The following is a 16,734-nucleotide window of genomic DNA, read 5'->3' on the forward strand; positions in this document are numbered from 1 at the left end:
CATCTCGAAATATCTCAGCGGATTTTTCAATATATCGACCACATTTCAAAATAGATCAGCAAATCCCCTTTTACTGGTCGAATTTAAACACTTTTACTGAATCGTTCAATTCATTTGTCAGCTTCCGGAGGTCTGTTACCTTCCTCGAAAGGTTACCAAATGCAGATAATTGTTCGGTCGTGGAAGCGGATATCTCTTCGCTTCCAGCGGCTGTTTCCTCGACGACGGCACTGATGGATTCTACATTATGAAGGACTTTCGCACCCAAGTCTTTGGAGGCTTCCATCCCTTTCATAAGCTGCGAGATTTTCTCGGAAATACCGGTTACTTTAGTTTCGATATTTTCAAAGGAAGCCATCGTTAAATCCATCGATTCCATTTGTTCTTCCGCGATGGCTCCTCCCTTGTTTACGGCTTCCCCGATCTCCTCAAGACCGGTTTTTAACAAGTTGACCATGTCAAAGATTTGCGTGGTGGCTGAATTTGACTCCTCAGCGAGCTTCCTGACCTCTGACGCGACAACGGCAAACCCTTTGCCTGCTTCACCTGCTCTTGCTGCTTCGATTGCCGCATTCAAGGCGAGCAGATTTGTCTGCGCGGCAATTGCAGATACGGATGCTGCCATGTTTTCAATTTTAGCGGCATAGCCCACGAATTGGTCGGTCGCTGCCTGGATCGAGAAAGAGGCTTTCTTATTCTCGGTAATAAGCTGCTTCTGCCCTTCGATCGCTTTTCGCCCTTCGCCAATCGCTTCAACTGCTTCTTTGCTATAAAAGGAGGATTCTTGCGTGTGGTCAAGGTTCATCATGATTTCCTTGTCCATTTCGTCAATCAGCTCAACTGATTGCTGCAAATCCTCGGAAACCGTCTGAGCTCCTGCTGAAAGTTCATCAGTGGATACGGCCACCTGGTTGGAGATTTCTGTTAACGAGACGTTTTCCTGCTCAATTTCCTCTGCGAAATCCTCTACTTCCTTGCTTGCCTTATTTACTTTTTGCAGCAAGGTGGTCAATTGCGCCGCCATTTGATCAAATGATTCATTTAAAGTTCCTAACTCGTCCTTATGTTTGTATGAGACTTTCTCTATGATCAAGTTGCCTTTTGCAATTTCCTGGGCATTGACAGCGATCTGTTTAAGCGGCCTGGTGATTGAACTGGTCAACCGGATGCCGATTCCTCCGGCAACAACCAGAAGTACAATGCTTCCGAACACAGCCGACCAGATGATGAACTGAATCTGGTTTTTAAGATCTTCCTGTAAAAAATCATAGTATTCATTCACCTGGATATTCAGCAGATGCAAGTCGTTCAGCACTCCTTCACTTCGGAGTGACTGACGTTTCACTTCAGCACTGATATTTATTTCAAGTGCTTTTTCCGCTTCTGATTCAAGTGCAGTGAACTTTTCGAATGCCTGACCCAGTACTTGTTTACTGTTTTCCTGTTTGATCAGCCCCTGAGCCTGTGTGAATATCTGAGAGGTTTTCTCCATTTTTGTCAGTGCTTCCTGCCTGTTCCCCTCGGTAGGGTTAAATGAAAAGTTATTCAGTGATTGCTTCGTTGCTGATGTTTCAGCCTGAAGCTGCTGCACCGTCAGCAAGACCTGGACATAATCCTGGTTGGATGCCTGCACCATCAGCATCCGGTAAATGATGAACGAAATCATGACAATCGATAATCCGATGGCCAGCAATAAGTTAAGCAGTAATTTTTTCTTTATAGTCATGATGGCTCCCCCACTTGCAGCTGTTAATCCAGCTGAATTGAAACTTCATTTCTTGATAGTTTTTCTTCCAGGTCCTTCAATCTTTTTTCCTGTTCAGAAGTCAGCTTGATCACCCTGATTGGTGCCAGACCTACACCTTGTTCATTTATCCCTAGTTCGATCTGCTTCCCGGAAAGCTTCTTCCCCTCCAGATATTCTTTGACCGTTTCATAGAGCGCAACATCGACGTTTTTCAGCATGGAAGTGATGATCGCTTTTTCAGCAAAAAAGTACTGGTCGCTATCCACACCAATGGCGTATTTTTTCATCGATTGTGCTTCCTTTAGGACACCGACGCCTGTAAAACCGGCAGCGGCATAAAGGACATCTGCTCCATCTTCAATCATGCCTTTTGCGAGTTTTCCTCCGAGTTCAGCATTCCCAAAGTCATTTGCATAAGCCACCTTGACCTCGGCTTCAGGGTTGACAGCTTTCACGCCTTGTTCAAACCCTGACTTGAACTTCCGGATTAACGGAACATCGGCACCTCCGACGAAACCAACTTTGTTTGACTTTGAAGCCAATCCAGCAACAGCACCTGCAAGAAAGCTTCCGTGTTCTTCTTTAAAAACAATGGAGGTGATATTCTCTAACTCTGAAACAGAATCAACCAGGATAAATTGTTGTTCAGGATATTTTTTTGCGACCTTTTCAAGGTCTTCGACAACCATGAATCCCAGCCCGATGACAATGTCATTCCCGCCTTCCACCAATTCTGTGAAGCCTTTTTCATAGGATCCGACAGTGTGCAGTTCCCGGTAGTCAAAAAGGATATCCAGCTCGTCCCTCGCTTTGGCCAGCCCTGAAAAGGCTGCATCGCTGAACGATTGATCTCCTAGTCCGACGTCAGACAACATAATGCCGATTTTCACCCGTTCCTTCGCCTTCATCTCTGTTGTATTGCACCCCGTCAGGGCTCCGACTAATAATAATCCCGTTAAAAGCATGCTTATCATTCGTTTCATCTTGTTGTTCTGCTCCCTCTTTGATTAGATTCATATATTCTTCATCGACGGAAGCAGGAGTTTGTTAATAAATGAACATAAAGTCTTTCTTTTGGTAATTTTCTAAATAATTTCCATATAAAAACAGCAGGCGGATAATCTCCCGCCTGCTGTCATTGTTCTATTTTACATTTGTGAACCTGTTCAGATCGCCATTTTCGCCAAGGACAATCAGGATGTCCTCCGCCCTGAGTGTTTTCTCCGGGTCTGGAGAGATATCGACTTTATTTGCTGTTTTAATGCCGATAACAGTGATATTGTATTTGGCACGGAGGTTGATTTCGATGAGGTTTTTGCCTGCCATGCTCATTGGAAGCTTGATTTCTTCGATGCTGTAGTCGTCCGAAAGCTCGATGAAGTTGAGTACGTTTGGCGATGCCATCAGCTGGTGGGCGACTCGTTCCCCCATGTCCCGTTCAGGGAAAATGACTTTGTCTGCACCGACTTTGAACAATACCTGGGCATGGTGCTTGTTAAGGGCTTTTGCAACGACATTGGAAACGCCCATTTCTTTTAAAATCAGGACGGTCAGGATACTTGCCTGGATGTCGTCTCCAATCGCGACGATGACGGTGTCGAAGTTCCTGATGCCTACTGCCTTCAATGTTTGCTCATCGGTGGAATCTCCGATGACCGCATGGGTGACATGTTCTTTGTATTCCTCGATATATTGTTCCTTCTTGTCAATTGCCAATACTTCGTTTCCCTCATGATAGAGGGTGGTCGCTACACTTGACCCGAAACGTCCCATCCCGATTACTGCGTATTGCTTTGCCATAATAACATCCTCCTACCCAATCATCACTTTTCCAGCAGGATAACGGTAATGATCCTCTTTTCTTCTTTTCGCTATTGCGAAAGCGAGTGTCAACGGACCAATCCGTCCTGCGAACATGGTTATTGTAATCAATATTTTTCCATATGAGGACAGCTCTGGTGTCAGGCCCATTGACAGACCAACAGTTGAAAAAGCCGAAACTGCCTCAAAAAATATCATCAAAAAATCTTTTCCCGGTTCCGTGATGGTCAACACCATTGTAATGGATATGATCGAAAATATCGAAATCATGGTAACAGTCAAAGACTTTGAAATGATGCTGTAATCCACTCTTCTGCCAAACAGAGTGACATCTTCCCTGCCGCGAATCTGTGATTTCACTGCACTAACCAATACGGCAAATGTCGTTGTCTTGATCCCTCCCCCTGTTGATCCAGGAGAAGCACCGATAAACATCAGGAAGATGATCAATATTAATGTAGATTGCTTTAAATCCGGGATGTTCAATGTGTTCGAACCAGCTGTCCGGGGGGTGACAGCCTGATATAGCGCCCCTAATATTTTCCCGGATGGTGTCAAATTCTTTAAGGTCGATGGATTATGGTATTCCAGAATGAAAATCAGAAATGCTCCACCAACAACAAGAATAGCAGATATGCTCAGAACCACTTTGGTATGGAGGGAGAGCCTTCTTGTGCTTCGATACTCAAAAAGCTCGTTCATAACAATGAAGCCGATCCCTCCCAGGCTGATCAAGGTCACCATGGTAATAGTGACAACCGGATCTTCTGCATAGGCAGTCAGGCCCTGGAAGCTTCCCATTAAGTCAAAACCCGCATTATTAAAATTGGATACTGCGTGAAAGAATCCAAAATAGATCGCTTTGCCCGCCGCCATGTCCTCTGCGAATCGAATGGATAGCAGGATCCCCCCGGAAATCTCAGCTGCGGCTGTAAAAACAAATAGTCGTTTTACGAGCCTGACAATCCCATCCACAGTTCCATGATTCAATGACTCCTGGATGACCAGCCGTTCCTTTAAGGAAATCCTTTTCCCGAGAATAAACGCCAGCAAGGTCGCGAAGCTCATGAACCCGAGTCCGCCAATCTGAATCATTGACAGAATGACCAACTCACCGAATGTGGTAAAAGTGTCACCGGTGTCCACAACTACAAGACCTGTGACACAAGTTGCCGAGGTCGCGGTGAAAAAAGCGTCCAGAAGGGACAGGCCCTTGCCATCGGTTGTAGCTGATGGCAGAGCAAGGAGCATTGTCCCCATTAGAATGATGATGCCAAAACCCAGTACAAGAACCTTCGGCGGATCCAGCTTTGAAAGCATTCTCCTGCGCATGATGGTTTCCTTCTTTCCTTAGTATGAGGAAATTATGCGTTTACTATTTCTTTGCAGGGACTTGTTTTTACCGGATTTTAAAATAGTCGACATATTTAAAATTCTGCAAAACAAAAAAGCCCCCAGAGGCTTATAGATATTAGCCTTGTGGACTTTGAACAGACTTGTCGCACAAGCTCCATCTTCCTCTTCTGCAACGCTTACGGAGTTAGCTGTCGGATTAGGACTGAGAATAGCCCCGCCTTTGAAAGGCCTCACCCCAAGTGGATACGATCCACAATCATGGTTCCCCCGCTCCTGGTAGGATTAAGCGATTTAGAAATATGAAACTCATTTATTTTGAAACTGATGTAATCATACTCCTCACCTGTTCGGGTTGTAAAGCATGAAAAGGGCACGAAAAATTGCCCTTTTCCCCAATTTTGCTTAATTACAATAAGAAATCAATTGATATCTCACAGAATCACTGTATTTCTTCATTTTTCTCACCTATCTATGCAAACGCCCCCGGTTTATGGAAAAGCTTTTTAAGGTAAATAATAGGGTTGGTATAAAGTTAGATGGAGGTTGCAGCGGATGAAAGCTATGATCATACTTAATCCCTCGTCAGGTAAGGAAAAGGCGAACGACTATATAGAAAAAATAGAAGAAGCATTGCAAAAAACATATGAAGAAATCGATATAAAGAAAACAGAGAAAGAAGGCGACGCCGCTGCGTTTGCTACGGAGGCCTGTGTGGCTCTTTATGATGCCGTCATCTCAATGGGAGGCGATGGCACTGTCAATGAAGTCATCAACGGACTTGCTGAACAGGCACATCGCCCCGCCCTTGCCATTGTTCCGTTGGGGACGATCAATGATTTCGCAAGGGCACTCAACATCCCTCTCGAACCATTTGAGGCGATTTCCATCCTGGCGGAGCAGCATCTCCGCCCTGTTGATATCGGGAAAGTGGATAACTTCTACTTCATGAATGTGTTAGCGGTCGGCTCCATTGCGGAAGCATCCTATAAAGTGACGCCAGAGCAAAAAACAAGGTTTGGCTCACTGGCATATTTTATGGAAGGTGCTAAATCGGTCTTAAGCGGGGAAGCTATCGAAATATCGGTTGAACATGAAAGAGGCAAATGGGAAGGCAATGCTTTTATATTGCTCGCGGCCCTCACGAATTCCGTCGGAGGCTTTGAAGCGCTGGCACCAGAAGCTAATGTGAACGATGGGAAACTCCATGTATTTATTGTTAAAAAATTGTCGTTCCCAAAACTGGCAACACTCATTCCTTCACTACTAAAAGGAGAACTGGAGGAAAGCGAAGACGTCGAATATATCCGTACCAGCTACCTGAATGTGTCTTCCTCCAAGCCGCATGTCGTGAATATTGACGGTGAGGAAGGCGATCCGCTGCCCTTCCAGGCAAAGGTCCTTCATGGCCATTTAAATGTGTTCGTATCATAACGCAAGGCTCTTTTATTGAACTTTGTTGCCTTCGATCCTGCTGGGATTGGGGGATTTCTTTTTTTCTAAAAAAAAGAATTCGGAGACAAATCCGGTGGAGAAGCCGTGAAAATGTCCGAAGTCGGCATACCTTCGGACAAAATCCGGTGGAGAAGCCGTGAAAATGTTCGAAGGTAGCAGGACTTCGGACAAAATCCGGCGGAGAAGCCGTGAAAATGTCCGAAGTTGGCAGGACTTCGGACAAAATCCGGTAGAGCAGCAGCGAAAATGTCCGAAGGGGGCATGACTTCGGACAAAATCCGGTGGAGACGCAGTGAAAATGTCCGAAGGGGGCATGACTTCGGACAAAATCCGGTGGAGCAGCAGCGAAAATGTCCGAAGGGGGCATACCTTCGGACAAAATCCGGTGGAGCAGCTGTGAAAATGTTCGAAGACGGCATGACTTCGGACAAAATCCGGTGGAGAAGCCGTGAAAATGTCCGTGAAGGGGACATGACTTCGGACAAAATCCGGTGGAGCAGCAGTGAAAATGTCCGAAGGTGGCATGACTTCGGACAAAATCCGATAGAGACCGGTAGAAAGTGAATGGAATTACTTAGGTTATACGAAAAGCAGCAATCAATACGAAAACAGCTTAACGTAAAAAACCTGAGCAGGATTGAGTCCGCTCAGGTTTTTTCCCATGTTATTTTTTGCTTGAATTAAAGTTATAGAAGAATTTAGCGGTGATTGAACCGTCTTTATTCTCTTTGATGTTTGTCACATGGATTCCAGAATCAGCTGGAGTATCGCTGTAGCCCTTCCAGAAGTAGTAAGAGCCAGTGTGTACATTTCCGGAAACAGGAGTGATTTTGCTGCCAGTCTTGAAGAAGTCACCAGCGTCACCGCGGTTCACGTTCTTTTCAAGATCATACAAACCATCTGCCTGAAGGACGGACAGACCGTAATGCGTGACAACTTCACCATTGCTTGCAGTCTGGGACTGATTGTACTGGAAGCGCTTATTCATCCAGTTTTCTACGTTATTCGGACGGAAGCCAGCAGTCTGATAAAGATTGATGACATTTTCATCAACATGCCATGCAACCAGACCTTTCGCGTTTTCACCTTGACGGATCATGCCCTGGTTGAACCCATCCTGCTGGATATTTTCGAACAGGAAGTATTCAGTTCCATTTGATCCTGGAACTTCCATCTTCACGATACCATTGTCAGCAGTTGCTTTATTGATTGGTGGCAATGTAATTTCTTGTACTTCGCCTGGTTTTACTTCAATTGGATTCACCCAGCCTAAGAAAATCTTTGAGAAAGGATCAAAGTGTGTAGGAGAGTTTCCGCCATATGCTGCTGCATCTGGATAACGCATCCAGGATCCGCCTGCCATCATGGAATAGTTACCAACACCCTCTGATGTATAAACCGTGTCATAGAAATCCGGAAGTCCCAGAGCATGTCCAAATTCATGCGCATACACACCAGTCTGTGCAGGGAATGGACCTGTTTTCTTTTCATCGCTGTACGTATTTGTAGCTGCATCAAAACCTGCAACGTTTCCGCCGATACCAGGCTGGATGTTATAGTTGTTTACGACTACGCCATCATACGTCATATCTTCCTTGACTGTTTTTGCAATCCACTCGGATTGTTTCATGCCGGCATGAACATCCGCTGGCTTGCCAGTTTCATAGTACTTGCCATAATATAGCGCGCTTAGCAAGCTCCATTTGTGTGACCAGAATTGTGCCGGGTCACGGCTGAACTCAGCCCCTGTTCCTTCATGGACAACGAAGATATTAGGAACTTCACCATTTTCAGCGTATTGAGAGAAGTCAACCTGGTCATCTGCTGCTTTTAACAAATCACGGATGAATTCACCTGTATGGGCATCACCGTTTTCATTGCCAAGAACATATTTTCCACTTTCCGCGTACTTACCTTCCTGATCCAAATAGTAGGAAGCTCCATGTGGCATTTCCACCCAAACGAATTCAGTATTTTCCTTGCGAACGAGGTTAATTGCTCCGTAACTTGATTCTTTGTAAGCATTTTGCATCGTACGATTCTTCGGTACATTTGGACCATCAAATTTCTTGAACTGCTCCAGCTCATATGGGTTGTACTCAGTGCCAAAAATCAAGTCCTCATAATATTTGGCAGGTACTTGTCCAGGCATGTCCCCGATAGGCTCATCGCCTTCTGGATATTTAGCCAATAATACGAGTACAGGAACATCTCCTGTTGCTTCCTTGTAAGTGACATGATTATCGCCAGGCTGGTGGAATTTTGTCCCATTCTGCGCAAGCTTTTCAGCTGGATCCACCTTTGATATATCAATACCTAATTCCTTTGCTCTATCCACAAGCTCAGGAGCAGCACCTACATGGTGCGCCAGGCTTAATTCATATTTACTGTGTGTCTTTGCAGTCTGATCACTTGCACTGACTCCTGCGAAAACGGCACTGCCCGCTAAAGCAAGAGACAAAGCTGAAGTTGAAAGGACTTTTAGCAATTCATTCACTCCCTATTAGAATATTTCTATTTACTAAATAATATATAATTTTCAGTATATTCTAAATAGGGAGAAAGTATCGTTTGATAGTTTTACCACTATGACAAAAGGCTTAAATATCAGGATATTATGTAATAATTTGGCATATCGGAATAATAATCCCCAAAAAAAAGACTCCGCCTAAGCGAAGCCTCCTCAGTTTTTTATAGTATATCCATCCAAATTTTAATAGCCGTAGCAAGAATCAAGCCTGCCAGGATGTATTGAAGTATTTTGGTATTCACTTTTTTACCAGCGTTGGCTCCCAGTGGTGAAGCAATCAAACTCGCTACGACCATGATCAGAGCAGGCCAGAATGCTACCTGGCCAGTGGCAAGCTTACCTACTGTTGATCCAATCGAAGAAATGAACGTAATCGCCAGTGATGTTGCAATGGTCATTCGTGTAGGGATCTTCAACACGACAAGCATGATCGGAACCAGCAAGAATGCGCCAGCTGCACCTACGATACCTGCACCGATACCGACGATGAATGCGAAAAATGCGGCAAGCCATTTATTGAATGTTACCTGATCAAGCGGGATATCATCTATATTTTTCTTCGGCACGAACATCATGACTGCAGCAATCAATGCCAGAATACCGTAGACAAGGTTGATTCCGCCCTCAGACATGAATCTTGAGCCGTAGCTTCCGATCAAGGATCCAATCAGGATACTGGAACCCATGTAAATAATCAATGTCTTATTCAAGTATCCACCCTTACGATAAGCCCAGACACCACCGATCGTAGCGAAGAATACCTGGACCGCACTGATACCTGATACTTCATGGGCGCTGAAAGCAGCAATCCCAAACAATGGCGGAATATATAAAAGCATTGGGTATTTAATGATTGAACCGCCAATTCCAACCATCCCGGATATATAAGAACCGATAAAACCAATTAAAAAGATGACGACTAAATAAGTAAAATCCATCAGGCTTCCTCCTTAATCCCTATAATGGCTTTTTTTCGGCAAAGAGCATTTTTCGCCGAACAAGCTTTTTAAAACCAAAAGAAAAGGGAGACAAGCTCCCCCTTCGTTCAATTACGCCTTCTTCATCCAGAACTTGAACACACCGTTTTCTTCTTCATGCTTCAGAAGTTCGTTTCCAGTGGAATCAGCCCAAGCTGCAAGATCTTTTACAGCGCCTTTATCAGTTGTATGAATTTCTAGTACGTCTCCAGATTGAAGGTCAGTGATCGCCTTCTTAGTTTTTACGATTGGCATTGGACAAGCAAGTCCCTTTGCGTCTAATACTTTTGCTACGTTCATGTTAAAATCCTCCTTGGTTGTATAAAAAGTTTATTTTTCATATGCCTCAAATGCCTTCCGGGGAGCAAAGTCCCCTGGAAAGATTTATCTTACCGCACAGCGGTTAGGTCCAATTTCCATTTCTCTTTGCTTTTCTTCATCTGGGCTGATTTTACCCATGTTTGTTTCGCGGATTTCCTGGTAAGCATTTGGCTGTGGCGGCAGGTTCTCTGTTACCATTCTGCGGAACTCAGCTTCGTCTTCGATGTTCAAACCATGGTTCTTAGCGAACAGTGTACCTAATTTTTCAGATACGCTTCCATCTTCATTCAACTCTTCAATGATCATGAAGTGTGCAGGAAGAACAACTAGCTCATCAGAAAGTTGTTTGTAACGCGTGTAAAGTGAATTTCTCAGGTCTGCTACCCAGTCTTCAGCTTTACCGGCAAGGTCAGGACGTCCAATTGAATCAATGAATAGTATATCCCCGGATAGAAGATATTTTCCATCTACTACAAATGAAGTCGATCCGATTGTGTGGCCTGGCGTATAGAGTGCATTGATGTCAATGTTTGTTTCGCCAATTTTCACATTATTGCCATCTTCAAGAGGCTGGTAGTTGAATGTAACTTCATCAGCGTCTTTTGGAGGCAGCCAGTAAGCAGCACCAGTTGCTTCAGCAATTTTTCTGCCGCCTGAAATGTGGTCTGCGTGCAGATGCGTATCAAATACATGCTTAATTTCAACGCCAAGCTCTTTAGCAAAATCCAGATAAACGTCTGTCATTCTTGTAGCGTCAATCAATGCTGCTTCACCGTTGGAAACAACTGCGTAAGAAAGGCAGCCTTTGCCGATGCGGACAAATTGGTACATTGCTCCGCCATCTTTAAGATCGCCAACCTTAACTGGCTCCAAGTGCTCGCTCCATGCTTTCATTCCGCCTTGAAGGTAAGATACTTCACGGCCTGCTTCCTCAAGCATTTCGGCAACCATAACAGAAGAGCCTTCTTTTGCTCATACCACAAGGACTTCTTTGTCAGTTGGTACCTGATCAAGAATTTCTTCTACACCATCAAGTAGATCGAAGTAAGGAACATTCAAGTATTCGAAGTTTTCGCCTTCGATTTTCCAATCATTGAAGTCAGTCTCATTACGGACATCAAGGATAAATAATGCTTCTTTATTGAACACTTTTTTTGTTACTTCTTTAGACGTCATAGCTTTCATTTTGAGATTTACCTCCATAGGTATATTTTTATCTAAAATTTTTATTTTACTTTTGAATCAGTTGGTCCATTCCACTGAGACATGCCTGGTACGACGTTCCAGACATTTTCGAAGCCATTGCTTGAAAGTGTTTGTGAAGCCATGTCACTTCTGTTGCCTGTACGGCAGACAACAAGGATCGTTTTAGACTTATCGAGCTCAGCCAAACGGTTTTCCAAATCGCCAAAGGGAATCGAAACAGCGTTTGGAATGTGTCCAAAAGCATATTCCGCTGGTTCACGGACATCAAGGACAACAACATCCTCATTTGCTTCAAGTTTTTTGATGACATCATCGTTTGAAACAACGTTTGGATATTTTGTTTCTTCCTGTTCTTCATCTGAACCGCCTTTACGGATATAGTGCTTAAGAACGTCACCTTCTTCTACTGTTCCAAGGTACTGGTTGCCAGAGCTCTTTGCCCATGCCTGGATATCCGCTCTGGAACCTTTATCCGTTGCGAGTACTTCCAAAACCTCGCCAGAATTCATATTGTTGATTGCTTTTTTCGTTCTCACAATCGGCATTGGGCATGCAAGCCCTTTTGCGTCGACTGTTGCATTCGTTTTTACAGTTTCCATTTGTAGACCTCCAATTAAAAGTATCGATTAGATAAACAGGTTGACGTTGCCGTCTTCAGCATCAGCCAGGTACGCAGCTACGCCTGCAAACTCGACGCCTTCCATGATCTCTTCTTGTCTTAGACCAAGCAAATCTACTGTCATTTGGCAGGCTACAAGCTTAACATCCTGCTCCTTTGCCAATTCGATCAAGTCTGGAAGCGGCATTGCGTTGTGCTTCTTCATGACATCCTTGATCATCTTAGGACCGAATCCTGCAAAGTTCATTTTAGAAAGGCCCATTTTGTTGGCGCCTCTTGGCATTATCTTGCCGAACATTTTTTCAATGAATGTTTTATCAGCCTGGATTGGCTCATCTTTTCTTAATGCGTTCAATCCCCAGAATGTGTGGAAGATTGTTACCTCATGATCATAAGCTGCAGCACCATTTGCAATGATGTAAGCAGCCATGACCTTGTCATAATCCCCGCTAAATAAAACGATCGTCGTTTTTTCTGTTCTCCCATTTTACTTTCTCCCCCTTATTTATTACGGTTATGGGTATTTTTCTGTGTAAAAAAATATTTATCTTTTGTAACGTGTATACGTTGTTAAATACCTTACAGGGTATATAGTATAAAATATTAATGCCTTTGTCAACACTATTTATGAATATTTTATGACTTTTATTTTAGAGTTGGATTTTCTTCGGTTTGCAATCCTTTTTAAAAAAGATTTAACCTAGTTATTTTCGAAACGCATTTGCTCCGAAAAGTTGCAGACCATAAAGCAATCCAGTGCGAAACAATATCAGGTTATGAGCATCTTATGATGCTTGTTCGGTAACATTGACTGTACGAGAAGGAATAATGGAATGTTTTTTAAGGAAATGATTAATCAAGATGTAGTTATAATTCATGCAGATCCTCTGTGAAAGCATGAACTATATTTAATAGAAGAAAATATTTTATTTGTATAATAAAAAATGGAGGAATTCATACTTCATGAAGCAAGTAAAAGCCTGGCGCACGTCTTTATAATTAGCAGATTGTAAAGATTTTGTGCCGTCTTTCTTAGTCTTCATCAAGCATTCTATATTTTACACTTTCATCATAAAGGCCGTTTTTCTTGCTCCAATACCAGATAATTCCTGCCGAAGCTGTGAAGGCGAACATAACCATTAGTAAGATCCATGCTCCAGGTGCCATCGTTAATCCCTCCTTTTTGGCAAAGTATTTTATATCGAACTACTCTAACAGATATTGATTAAACCGTCCAGAGTATATATTTTAGGGGTTGTAAAAAAAACACTTTGGGCTTAAACTGTGTTCAAAATAAATGAGGGGGTAACAAAATGGACCACGAATCCCTTGGATTGTACTTTGATTTCCTTTATTACATCGGAGTGCCGATTCTTATCATCTTTATCCTCGATACCATTCGTAAAAAGTACAATAAAAAAGAAGAACAGAATTAAACATCCCCTGCCGGAGCGGAACATACCGCTCTGTTTTTTTTTGCCAAAAATGGGGCAAATCCCTCCTTTTTTACCATCCAACCAGCACATATAAAACAATTGGATAACCCTATAGAAAAGTTGAATAACTTAAATGGTTTAAGCAATGTATCATGTAACATAGCAGATTGTGAAGAAATTGTGAAATATTTGTGTTTATTTTATGAACAAGGGAGTGTCAAAATGTTTACAGATGAAAAATGGAGTTCTTCGAAGAATTGGTTCATCGCTGCTGTCTTCTGGATAATCGTCGGCATGACCATGGGACTTCTGACGGCCACAAAACAAATCTGGCCTGAATTGTTGAACAATCGCTGGTTTACTTATGGGCATGTTCGTTCAGCCCACGTCATGCTGGTCATTTATGCATGGCTTTCGATGGCTTATGTCGGATCTATGTTCTACATGATTCCTAAGCTTGCGAAGACAAAGGTTTATAGTGAAAAGCTAGGCAATTTTTCATTAGTTTTTTATAACATCGTTATTTTGGAAGGATTCTTCGCCTTGCTGTTGGGCCAGACCGAAGTAATCGAGTATGGAGAATTCCCGCTCTGGGTCGATGTTCAGCTTCTTATTGCGATTGGACTTGTAGGTTATAACCTTTTCAAGACAGTTGGACAACGAACAGAAAAAATGCTGTATGTCAGCTTATGGTACTTCCTTGGATCATTGCTGTGGCTGCCGTTGACCTGGATTGTCGGCAACTTCCCGGCTCGATGGATCCCAAGTGGAGTACAGCAAGGGCTGATGGGCTGGTTCCTTGGCCATAACGCGATTGGTCTGTGGATGACAACAGTCGGAGTTGGACAGATTTACTACTTGCTGCCTAAACTGACTGGCCGCCCGCTTTACAGCCACCAGTTATCGATGATCGGTTTCTGGGCGATCGCAACTTTCTATGTATGGAACGGTCCTCACCATCTGATGAATGGACCAATCCCAGGCTGGATTTCCAAGGCAGGTGTCATTCCTTCTATCGTTCTGCTTATTCCGGTTTGGGCCGTATTGGCGAACTTCTGGGGAACGATGAAAGGTTCATGGGCACAGACCAGAACAAGCGTACCGCTTCGTTTTACAATGGCCGGTACCATTTTCTACTTATTTGCATGTCTTCAGGGACCTTTGCAAGCCCTTCCATCCGTAAGTTCAGTCATTAAATTCACTCACTGGACTGTAGGGCATGCCCATATGGGACCGTTCGGAGCGTTCTCTTTCACATCTTTCGCCGCAATCTATTACATCCTGCCGAAAATCGTTGGACGTGAAATGTTCAGCAAAAGAGCAATGGAAGCCCACTTCTGGTTCTCAACTGTCGGCTTCTTAGTATTTGCATTCTCACTATGGATCGCAGGCATCGTACAAGGCTTCGCCTGGATTGAAGGTGTTCCATTCCTGCAGACTGTACTGATGATGGAACCATATGTACAGGGACGCGCAATCGGCGGAACGATGATGTATGTAGCTCAGTTCTTCCTGGCATGGAACATGTACAAGACAATCAAAATGGCAAAAATCGAGAAAAAACAGCAAGCACAGCAGCAAGCTGCTACTGCTTAATGAGGAGGGAACACGTTGGAACGTAAACCATCAGCTGTATTAATCGTTGCTTTAATTCTATGGACTTTCGGTGTAGCCGGAACGGTCATCCTTCCCCTCTTCGACCAGGAAATCAACTCGGCGACTGCGAGCGGTGAGCTTCGCAACTATCCAGAGGATTCCGCTGAAGCAAGAGGAAGAGAAATCTATATCCAAAATGGCTGCCAAACGTGCCACACACAATTTGTAAGGGCATTGCCTGCTGACACTAACCAAAACCTTGGACCAGTTTCCCAGGGCGGCGACTATAAATATGATTTGCCCCATCTATTGGGCTCCAACCGTACAGGCCCAGATTTGATGTGGGTTGGATTGAAATACAATGAAGACTGGCAGCGACAGCACTTGATCGACCCGCAGTCAACAAGCCCGGGAACGATCATGCCATCATTCGATTATCTGTCCGACCAGGAGCTTGATGACCTTGTCGCTTACTTGATGAGCCTTAAGCCGACAGAAGAAAGACTTGAGGAATACAAGAAAGAGTTGAACAACCCAAATAATTAAAACCCTTGAATAGAAGCCATTACCTTAGACCCCTGGGGTTTAAGGTAATGATTTTATCTAACTCCAGCAATCTAAAAAGGCAGGTGGTTTTTATGAAAAAAGGACATGAACATAAGGAAGCGGACATCGTCTCTGATATTAAAGTGGAGCATAATAGAGTTCCTAAGCTTTTGGTAGCTGTCTTTTATGTGGTGGCAATCTGGGCAATCGGATATGCCATCTTCATGCCAGGTAAATTAGCAGTCGAACCTGCTGCAGCTCCGCAAGAGAATAAAGGCGAACTTATTTTCGAGGGCACATGCCTAAGCTGCCACGCTACCGGTGCTGCCCCTGATTTAAGCGGTGTAGCAGAAAGGATGACGGAAGAAGATATTAAGAACGTCATCAAAAATGGCCGTAATACGATGCCGGCAATCGGACACATATATACGGAAAAAGAAATCGACCTTGTATATGAATACTTAAAGGACTACAGATAGGAAAGGAGGATTTCCATGGCAAAAACTATTATCAGATGGGCATTTTTCATCATCATCTTTACTCTGCCATTATGGAACGGATTCAGGATGGATATTGATAACGAAAAGCTGTTCTTGTTTGGCTATGAATTAAGCTATGAAGCTGGTTATCTATTTTTCGTCTTTCTATTCTTGTTCCTGATGGCGTTCCTTGCATTGTCCATGATTGTGTACAGGGCTTTCTGCCAATACGCTTGCCCTCACAATACCTTCAGTATGCTCTTGAATAAAATCGAAGCAAAACTAGGTGAAAAAGGGAAGGCCGTCACTTTTGTATTGAGCCTTGTGACTAGCTTCTTCATGGCTTATGCGACTGTGAGTTATTTTTATAATCCGATGACAATCTGGGATTCGCTGGTCAGCTTGAAAATGAACAAGTATTTCTTCCTTGTGACCTCCACAACAGCTCTTTATACAGCTTTGTCATACAAGGCGAGAAATTCATTCTGTAAAGTCTGCCCATACGGACTTGCCCAGGGTATTTCCCGTGTGGATGATAAAACAAAATGGCTTACACATCCGGGTGTATGGATTACATGGGGCACAACGACTGCCCTGGTGCTTGTCCTTCTAGTCGGATGGTTCTAATCGAAATTAAAGTGAGGTGAG

At 43.7% G+C, this 16,734-nt stretch carries 16 protein-coding genes, 2 pseudogenes and 1 riboswitch; of the genes and pseudogenes, 7 read left to right on the plus strand and 11 right to left on the minus strand.

All coding sequences use genetic code 11. The features are described 5' to 3' along the window. Positions 1-70: 70 nt before the first annotated feature. The 4 genes from EJA10_RS18590 to EJA10_RS18605 all read right to left on the minus strand — a co-directional run bounded on the left by EJA10_RS18590 (position 71) and on the right by EJA10_RS18605 (position 4,900). Entirely contained in the window at positions 71-1,726 is a 1,656-nt protein-coding gene (locus EJA10_RS18590; protein WP_125481531.1) for a methyl-accepting chemotaxis protein, read from the minus strand. Positions 1,727-1,749: 23 nt separating this feature from the next. Then, a complete protein-coding gene (locus EJA10_RS18595) occupies positions 1,750-2,730 on the minus strand; it encodes a BMP family lipoprotein (protein WP_125481532.1) in 981 nt (326 codons plus the stop codon). 160 nt (positions 2,731-2,890) lie between these two features. Beyond that, positions 2,891-3,547 carry a potassium channel family protein gene (locus EJA10_RS18600; protein ID WP_125481533.1) on the minus strand — a complete coding sequence of 219 codons (657 nt, stop codon included), beginning with the start codon at positions 3,545-3,547 and terminating at the stop codon, positions 2,891-2,893. Positions 3,548-3,559: 12 nt separating this feature from the next. Further along, positions 3,560-4,900 carry a TrkH family potassium uptake protein gene (locus EJA10_RS18605; protein ID WP_125481534.1) on the minus strand — a complete coding sequence of 447 codons (1,341 nt, stop codon included), beginning with the start codon at positions 4,898-4,900 and terminating at the stop codon, positions 3,560-3,562. Positions 4,901-5,081: 181 nt separating this feature from the next. After that, a riboswitch (cyclic di-AMP (ydaO/yuaA leader) is annotated at positions 5,082-5,223 on the minus strand. Positions 5,224-5,476: 253 nt separating this feature from the next. Between EJA10_RS18605 and EJA10_RS18610 the strand changes: the two genes are divergently transcribed. Together EJA10_RS18610 and EJA10_RS18615 are read left to right on the plus strand one after the other, a co-directional pair. After that, complete coding sequence (locus tag EJA10_RS18610; RefSeq protein WP_125481535.1) at positions 5,477-6,355, plus strand: diacylglycerol/lipid kinase family protein; 879 nt, start codon at positions 5,477-5,479, stop codon at positions 6,353-6,355. Positions 6,356-6,637: 282 nt separating this feature from the next. Continuing rightward, positions 6,638-6,940, plus strand: coding sequence for a hypothetical protein (locus EJA10_RS18615; protein ID WP_125481536.1), 303 nt, complete (start codon positions 6,638-6,640; stop codon positions 6,938-6,940). A gap of 100 nt (positions 6,941-7,040) precedes the next feature. Here the strand turns inward: EJA10_RS18615 and EJA10_RS18620 are convergent, their stop codons facing one another. From EJA10_RS18620 to EJA10_RS23980, 7 genes and pseudogenes are all read right to left on the minus strand, one after another. Further along, a complete protein-coding gene (locus EJA10_RS18620) occupies positions 7,041-8,864 on the minus strand; it encodes a M6 family metalloprotease domain-containing protein (RefSeq protein WP_125481537.1) in 1,824 nt (607 codons plus the stop codon). A 203-nt stretch (positions 8,865-9,067) separates the two neighbouring features. Continuing rightward, positions 9,068-9,844, minus strand: coding sequence for a sulfite exporter TauE/SafE family protein (locus EJA10_RS18625; RefSeq protein ID WP_125481538.1), 777 nt, complete (start codon positions 9,842-9,844; stop codon positions 9,068-9,070). A gap of 111 nt (positions 9,845-9,955) precedes the next feature. Next, on the minus strand, positions 9,956-10,183 hold the full coding sequence (locus EJA10_RS18630; RefSeq protein WP_125481539.1) for a sulfurtransferase TusA family protein: 228 nt from the start codon (positions 10,181-10,183) through the stop codon (positions 9,956-9,958). Between the two features lie 84 nt (positions 10,184-10,267). Next, a pseudogene (locus EJA10_RS18635) lies at positions 10,268-11,389 on the minus strand (MBL fold metallo-hydrolase). Between the two features lie 41 nt (positions 11,390-11,430). Continuing rightward, positions 11,431-12,009 (minus strand): sulfurtransferase TusA family protein, encoded by a 579-nt coding sequence (locus tag EJA10_RS18640; protein ID WP_125481540.1) that lies wholly within the window; start codon positions 12,007-12,009, stop codon positions 11,431-11,433. Between the two features lie 27 nt (positions 12,010-12,036). Continuing rightward, positions 12,037-12,504: pseudogene (locus EJA10_RS18645) on the minus strand (DsrE/DsrF/DrsH-like family protein); the annotation flags it as partial. Between the two features lie 557 nt (positions 12,505-13,061). Next, on the minus strand, positions 13,062-13,196 hold the full coding sequence (locus EJA10_RS23980; protein ID WP_281274536.1) for a hypothetical protein: 135 nt from the start codon (positions 13,194-13,196) through the stop codon (positions 13,062-13,064). A 146-nt stretch (positions 13,197-13,342) separates the two neighbouring features. On the opposite strand from EJA10_RS23980, the gene EJA10_RS23985 reads away from it, so the two are divergent. The 5 genes from EJA10_RS23985 (at position 13,343) to EJA10_RS18665 (ending at position 16,713) form a co-directional block, all read left to right on the plus strand. After that, positions 13,343-13,465 carry a hypothetical protein gene (locus EJA10_RS23985; RefSeq protein WP_281274537.1) on the plus strand — a complete coding sequence of 41 codons (123 nt, stop codon included), beginning with the start codon at positions 13,343-13,345 and terminating at the stop codon, positions 13,463-13,465. A 222-nt stretch (positions 13,466-13,687) separates the two neighbouring features. Beyond that, positions 13,688-15,061 (plus strand): cbb3-type cytochrome c oxidase subunit I, encoded by a 1,374-nt coding sequence (locus EJA10_RS18650; protein ID WP_125481542.1) that lies wholly within the window; start codon positions 13,688-13,690, stop codon positions 15,059-15,061. Positions 15,062-15,076: 15 nt separating this feature from the next. Then, positions 15,077-15,607, plus strand: a complete 531-nt coding sequence (locus tag EJA10_RS18655) for a cbb3-type cytochrome c oxidase subunit II (RefSeq protein WP_125481543.1) — start codon at positions 15,077-15,079, stop codon at positions 15,605-15,607. Between the two features lie 92 nt (positions 15,608-15,699). Beyond that, positions 15,700-16,086, plus strand: coding sequence for a c-type cytochrome (locus EJA10_RS18660; RefSeq protein WP_170169188.1), 387 nt, complete (start codon positions 15,700-15,702; stop codon positions 16,084-16,086). Between the two features lie 15 nt (positions 16,087-16,101). Next, on the plus strand, positions 16,102-16,713 hold the full coding sequence (locus EJA10_RS18665) for a 4Fe-4S binding protein (protein WP_125481545.1): 612 nt from the start codon (positions 16,102-16,104) through the stop codon (positions 16,711-16,713). The last annotated feature ends 21 nt before the right edge of the window (positions 16,714-16,734 follow it).

The sequence above is a fragment of the Mesobacillus subterraneus genome (assembly GCF_003937825.1).
Taxonomy (GTDB): Bacteria; Bacillota; Bacilli; order Bacillales; family Cytobacillaceae; genus Mesobacillus; species Mesobacillus subterraneus.